General features: G+C 32.5%; 11 protein-coding genes. All 11 read right to left on the bottom strand.

Going from position 1 to position 6,670, the window contains the following annotated elements:
• Positions 1-205 precede the first annotated feature (205 nt).
• Positions 206-787, bottom strand: a complete 582-nt coding sequence (locus D7Y06_RS23345) for a hypothetical protein (RefSeq protein WP_120409931.1) — start codon at positions 785-787, stop codon at positions 206-208.
• 11 nt (positions 788-798) lie between these two features.
• A complete protein-coding gene (locus D7Y06_RS23340) occupies positions 799-1,275 on the bottom strand; it encodes a hypothetical protein (protein ID WP_120409930.1) in 477 nt (158 codons plus the stop codon).
• A 42-nt stretch (positions 1,276-1,317) separates the two neighbouring features.
• Positions 1,318-1,584, bottom strand: coding sequence for a hypothetical protein (locus D7Y06_RS23335; RefSeq protein ID WP_120409929.1), 267 nt, complete (start codon positions 1,582-1,584; stop codon positions 1,318-1,320).
• Positions 1,585-1,764: 180 nt separating this feature from the next.
• Positions 1,765-2,193 (bottom strand): hypothetical protein, encoded by a 429-nt coding sequence (locus tag D7Y06_RS23330; protein WP_120409928.1) that lies wholly within the window; start codon positions 2,191-2,193, stop codon positions 1,765-1,767.
• A gap of 284 nt (positions 2,194-2,477) precedes the next feature.
• Positions 2,478-2,780, bottom strand: a complete 303-nt coding sequence (locus D7Y06_RS23325; protein ID WP_120409927.1) for a hypothetical protein — start codon at positions 2,778-2,780, stop codon at positions 2,478-2,480.
• Between the two features lie 56 nt (positions 2,781-2,836).
• Entirely contained in the window at positions 2,837-3,367 is a 531-nt protein-coding gene (locus tag D7Y06_RS23320; RefSeq protein WP_120409926.1) for a hypothetical protein, read from the bottom strand.
• A 256-nt stretch (positions 3,368-3,623) separates the two neighbouring features.
• Positions 3,624-4,196 (bottom strand): hypothetical protein, encoded by a 573-nt coding sequence (locus tag D7Y06_RS23315; RefSeq protein WP_120409925.1) that lies wholly within the window; start codon positions 4,194-4,196, stop codon positions 3,624-3,626.
• 338 nt (positions 4,197-4,534) lie between these two features.
• Entirely contained in the window at positions 4,535-5,035 is a 501-nt protein-coding gene (locus D7Y06_RS23310) for a hypothetical protein (RefSeq protein WP_120409924.1), read from the bottom strand.
• A 412-nt stretch (positions 5,036-5,447) separates the two neighbouring features.
• Complete coding sequence (locus tag D7Y06_RS23300) at positions 5,448-5,948, bottom strand: hypothetical protein (protein ID WP_120409922.1); 501 nt, start codon at positions 5,946-5,948, stop codon at positions 5,448-5,450.
• 14 nt (positions 5,949-5,962) lie between these two features.
• The gene (locus tag D7Y06_RS25695; protein ID WP_147415759.1) at positions 5,963-6,205 is read right to left on the bottom strand and encodes a hypothetical protein; all 243 of its coding nucleotides are present in this window, start codon (positions 6,203-6,205) and stop codon (positions 5,963-5,965) included.
• A 262-nt stretch (positions 6,206-6,467) separates the two neighbouring features.
• A partial coding sequence (locus D7Y06_RS26210; RefSeq protein ID WP_158591473.1) for a hypothetical protein occupies positions 6,468-6,670 on the bottom strand: 203 nt, incomplete at its 5' end.

Genomic DNA, 6,670 nt, shown 5'->3' with positions numbered 1-6,670 from the left:
TCTAAACAAAGTGTCCCATTAAACCATTTTACATTTGCATTTGCATCATATTCTTTGATTATTGTGTTTGTAGAAATCCCCCCATCCTCAGGCATTTCATCTATCCACAGCCTCATCACACGATATTCATCTAATTTTTGATATTTAATCAAATTCGTCTTTCCTCCCTGGGCTGCCGCTGCTCCCGCCTATACCAAAGAAACCATCAACACCGCTTCTCTAATATAACCATATCCAATCCCCCGACGCTTTTTTCTGTATAAGATTTTTTCAAATCACTATCTGTTTTTCTATCCCTCATTATCCAAGATACAATATTGCGTGATTTTTCCATGACACTCCTTATATCTTTATCAAAATAAAAATCTGTTTCTAAACCAATACCCACTATTTTTATGCAGCCGGAATCCTTATTATCTATTTCAGCAATAGCTTCATAAATCATTTCATAGAAACTGGAATTTTTGGTTGTTACACTGTTGCAATCTAACATCTCATGCCCTGCTGTATTTATCCACAAATTGTACAGATAATGTTCACCGCATTTTTCAATATATACCCCTAAATCCTTTATTGAAGGCTTTTTCAACTGAATAGCAATAATACGGTTACTGTCCACTTCTTTTTCTATTTGATCTAATTCTATTTTCTGTTCACCTTCCCACATCCAATTTGCCAGGCTGATTACAGACTCTATACAAACTCCATAATTACATAAAAGTGTCTTTACATTTTCATTCTCCACCATTTTATTACATAATATATTTATATCTAATACTACGGTCAAAACCTCCTCCTTTATCTTTGCTCTTTTCCAATAAATTGCGTTGGCATTATGTACACACATTTTAAATACAAATTTTGGTCAAGACCACACAATATATTATCATTTACTTTTATTGCAGTTTCCTGTTCGCTCAGCGTTTCTCCAATCTGAATGATTCCTTTTTCGGCGTCATATTTTATAGATAACTTTTCAAAATATTTCTGTGTCTGGGGTACTATTTTTGTCCAGTCATATACCTCGTTGGGATTGCATTTTGACAAATCAAATTTCTGCAATAAATACTCACCTTTTTGAAATTTCGGAAGAAAAATTTTACTATTTGATGCCTGTACCAGTGGGAGAAATCCCTGTATCCCAATTAATTTCCCTGTTTGCAGTTCAAACACCATTTCCAAAGTATCTATGGCCAGGGAAAAAATAGAGACACTAATTTCTTTGTTTGTATAATATAAACTATGTGTTGTGAAATCATATATCATTTCCCGCATATTTCCCCTACTGATGTCATACCTGGATGACGTTTAAATACATCAGAATGATAATCCAAGAATATTCACCCACCCATTAAATACTGGATTTTCTCTAATATTGTTGATATTTCTTTCAGCAATAATAAATATATCTTTAAACAAATTCACCAAAATTTCTTTCACAATTGCACTTTCTGTAACATATTTCCTGACCCGTTTTTCATCATAAAATATAAAATTTGCATGATTTTCATATAACATTTCACATATTGCATGGATTAATGTTATTTCGGTAAAATTGCTTTTATCCAGTCTCATATCAAACATAAACTCACCTGACCCAAGCCCTCTGGAATAGAAATCTCTTGGGGTGGTTGTGAATATTCTATTACCCCATATTTATTCAAGTATTCCGCAACCTCTTGATTATTTAACCACTGACCTTGAGGCGTTTTTCTCGGAGATGCCGCTTTCGATTCCATTGAGATTTATAGATACCTGATATTTTTAATCTTCGTATTCTTCCATATTGTATGACAAGATATTTACACCAAATTCAAAAAATTTGTAAATGATATGTTCTAAATACCACCTCATATCTGTATGGCATTTATCCAAAAGCTTCCGGTTGATTATGATACTTAACAAAATTTGTTCTGTATTAAAAGCTAGTAATGAAATCCCTTCTGTGCCCTTGTAAAACAAATCAACTCCTACTTGCTCATTTTGAGCAAGCTTTTTTGAAACAATTTCATAAAAATTTTCCACTGACATTTTTTCCCTCTGCCAATCATATTTATCATCATCTCCAATAGGTAAAAATTCTATTTCTCCTTTGGAATTGTATATTTCCCACCCTATTTCTTGAAACAAATTTATAATATCTATTATGTTATCCGAATAATTGCTACAATTTATAGTTATGAATGCTTCCATATTAACCTCCCTAACTAATTAATTAGTTCTGTAAAATAAATTCCTTTATCCAAAAGCCATTGTTTTATTGATTCTGGAATGGGCGTATTTGAAAACAACTCATATGTTGCCCCATTTTGAGTTGCTATACGCAATCTATGCCCCATATCCGATTTAAATTTATTTAATGCCGCCGGATTTTTTTGAAGAAGTTCCCAATAATTTCCTGATTTTGCCTCCCACCATCGGTTGCCTATTTCACCATCAATACCGCTTCTCTTATATAACCATATCCAATCCCTCAGCTACTTTATCTGCATAAGTTTTTTCACATCATTTTTCATTTCTTTTTCTCTTATTATCCAGGACACTACGTTACGTGATTTTTCAATTACACTCATTATATCTTTTTCAAAATAAAAATCCGTTTCTAAACTAATACTAACTATTTTTATGCAACCGTACATCTTATTATCTATTTCAGCAACGGCTTCATAAACCATTTCATAGAAGCTTGAATTTTGGATTGTTATACTGTCACAATCTAATTTCTCATACCCTGCTGTATCTAACCAAAAATTGTACAGATGATGTTCACCTTTCCACATCCAACTTTTCAGACTGATTACAGATTCCGTACAAACTCCGTAATTGCATAAAAAACTTATAATTGACTATAAATGTAACACACTTGTTCCATAACTTTCTGGAAATCATTAATACCTACTTCATATTTTCCCACTGGAAAAACAAATTTTACACCGTCATCTTTAAAAGTATTGGAGTTATCCCAAGATATTTCTACATTATCCCCTTTTTTTCTAAAGAAAATTTCCGCCAAATAAGAACCTGCCCTTGCCGAAAACCAGGAATGACGAAACATCCAGTCTTGCAAAATTTCAAATTGATCCATATCTACCACTTCTGGTTCCATTTTGTAAACACTTTTCCAAATTTCTACCGCTGAATCACCGGGTAATACTAATGGACACTCGTCTTCGCTAATTATACTTTTTAGATTCTTTTGAATCCACTCTATGATATCTTTAAAGTTACGCCATCTATATGGATAACAGACACCCTCCATCTCAAACTGTAAGATATCTTGCCCATTAACATATAAAGACATTTGATAAGCATAATCATCTTTCTCAATTTGAATCCCAAAAATTTCTTTATTTCCTAATAAATTCATATTTATAAACCTCCTCTACAAAAGAAACCAATAAGACTATATACCTTATAGCCAATATACTTTCGCTTTTCATTTTTATCTTTTGAGCTTATCTTCTAGTACAGCAAAAATTAAATTTTGGATAATTTAGCGCAGAATATTTTCTAAAAGTGCGGCTTCCCAAACGAAAGCATAACGGTGGCTACGTCGAGTCTTGGGGAATAGTGCTATCAGGAAAATAGGCAAGCCAAACTGCCAATTACTTATATTCGCTGTACTAGTGCCAATTATTATGAATCAATTTATTATATACTTTCTTGTCGATAACCTTTTCTTTCATCATTTGCTTATATACATCTACAGGAACTTCAGTAGATGTATTCTTAACCTGATAAGCATGCCAATTTCCCGATGTCCCATCTGGCTGAAACTTAATTATTTTACCATTATATATATTGTATAATTGCTTATTTTTAGATGAAGAGTATGCTGAATCTAACAATTTTTGCCCGGTTTCTTGATCCGGAATTGGATTTTCACTTCCCCAACCAGCTTGAGGATCATGTTTAATGCTTGGGTCATAAATACGTCTTGTATCCTTAATATTCTCAATATAAACCCCTTCCTCTTCACCCCCTACCGCATCACCTCCATCCGGCGGCTTACTCAACAACGCCTTTCCCGCCTGGGCCAGCATCTCTGCCGCCGCTTCTATCCCGATAATCTGCGGAATGAAACTGACTAAAGTATCCACTGCACCGGCAGACGCCGCTGCCCCCGCTGGCGGACATACGGCTATACCAAATACTGTGGCCCCCGCCGACGCCCTGCGGAATGCACTCTCCGACATATGAAGCCTTCTTATCTACTCCACCATAGTATACTCTTCCTTAAAATGTGGGCGTCTTTAAATACCAACAGGGCCAATATCATCATAGCTTTTCCCCCTTTACTTTGTCCCGTCAAAGAATGAGGTATCTTTTTGTCAAATCATATACCTCATCTGGATTCATGAGGATAAATCAAAATTCTACAATAAATAATCATTTGTTTGAAATAAAGTACGACAAACATTTCTTTTCAATACCTGTATCAATGGGAAAAATGGAAACATTAATTTCTAGGTTTGCATAATACAAACTATGCATTGTGAAATCATATATTATTTCTCTCATATTTAGTTTACATTTATATTTTTATTAATGTTTCACAAACTTTGGTGTCCTTTTTTATATTTAATTTCCACTTTTCTTTTTGTTCTTTGCCTCCTATGTTGATTCCAAAATAGTATGATGGATCTAAAAATATTACCTGTCCATTGACTAACTTCAGTTCAATGGCATCACAAATTAATTCAATCTTTTGCTCTAGATTATAAAATGTAATCTCACCTATATCATTTCCAATCGCCATTGTATCATTTAGAATAACTTCACTGACGGATGATTTGGCTCGTATCATATCTTCATCTACTTCATAATCAAAATTAATTGCATTTACTATACTTATTCTTAACCTTGAAAATTGTTCTATGGATTCAAATCTTAAATACTTATCATCTAATTCTAGATATACAAATCTTAAATCATGGTGAAACTGTGCAATTCCATCTTCAATATCAACAAAACCTGTCAAATAAATGTCATCAATGTTCTTATCTTTCACTATTCTTATCAATTTCTCTAACATTTTTTCTCCTAATTTTCCCAAACTACTTTTCCAACTTTATTATGAATTTCCATATCAACTGCATAATTTATATCCATTAGAAATAAGATATTGTTTTAATTCTGGCAAATTTTCATAATCAATTGGCCAGCCAAACCCTTGCATCTCTTCCAATTCTGTTTTATTCTCACTGATAAATATGTCTATTTCACACTCTTCAATATCTAAAATCTGATTGTACTGGAGAATACATTCAAAAGAATGTGTCAGAACCTCTGAAATATATATCTTCCTTATGTTTATTAAGATCATTCAATGGTTGAATCGTTTGAATAATTAGTTCTTTCTCTATAACATTTGCACAGTAGTAAACGATATAATAATCATGCATATTTTCCCTCCTGATGCCATACCTGGATGACGTTTAAATACATCAAAATGATAATCCAAGAATATTCACCCACCCATTAAATACTGGATTTTCTCTAATATTGTTGATATTTCTTTCAGCAATAATAAATATATCTTTAAACAAATTCACCAAAATATCTTTCACAATTGCACTTTCTGTAACATATTTCCTGACCCGTTTTTCATCATATCCTATTTGTAACGATACAGTCATTACACCTTCATCATTTGCAAAAGATAAATAATATTCCCTCCCCGGCTCAAAAAATTCTATCTCAAAATCTTTGTTTCTTTGTAAGCCATCCATTATTTGTTCAAAATTATCTAATAAGCAAGGTAAATCAAATTTACAATCCATGCCAAAATCACTATCATTTTCATCATAAAATAAAAAATTTGCATGATTTTCATATAACATTTCACATATTGCATGGATTAATGTTATTTCGTCTAAAATTTTAATATCTTCAATACAGTATGATTTTTCGGTAAAATTGCTTTTATCCAGTCTCATATCAAACATAAACTCACCTTCTTTTATTTTAAAATAGGTATTGCACTACGAATCTTTCCAGTTGCTTTATTTATAATAACTCTGCAACTTGTTGCAGGTTTTATACTCCCGTCAGGAAAAATCACCTGACCCAAGCCCTCTGGAATAGAAATCTCTTGGGGTGGTTGTGAATATTCTATTACCCCATATTTATTCAAGTAATCCGCAACCTCTTGATTATTCAACCACTGACCTTGTGAAACATTTGTGCCTTTATTGTCTGCCAATTTTTATCTATACTGACTACTAAATCTTCATAAACAATTTGCTTGAACGAACATCTGAATATATCAAAAATAGAATTTCTATTCCATAGTCCTTTCTTTTGGACAAAAAATCTTTCAGTATAATCCAATACTGTGAATCACTTCCAATGCACAAGTTTTTATTGTCTGAGGTATTTTTATTAAATCATGTATCATTCCACGCATCCTCAATTTACTCCTTATTGACATTTGAAAACAAACAGCCAAATCGAATTGCAAAATTCTATTTGCAACCATCTAATATAATTGAACTGATATTAGCAACCATCAATTCCTCATTTTGTTCCAACAATTTAATTAGAATTTTAAGTACTATTTTAAAAGACATAATACTTGAACCTATATGACCGTAGCGACCTCCTAAAATTTCAAGTGTACCGCTTGGAAAAGCATTTTGTGCTTGCAACTCATCGAATACCTGTGTAA

Origin of the sequence: Roseburia sp. 1XD42-69, assembly GCF_003612565.1 — a bacterium.
In the GTDB taxonomy this organism is placed as follows: Bacteria; Bacillota; Clostridia; order Lachnospirales; family Lachnospiraceae; genus Roseburia_B.
This window is presented reverse-complemented; position numbering and strand designations above follow the sequence as displayed.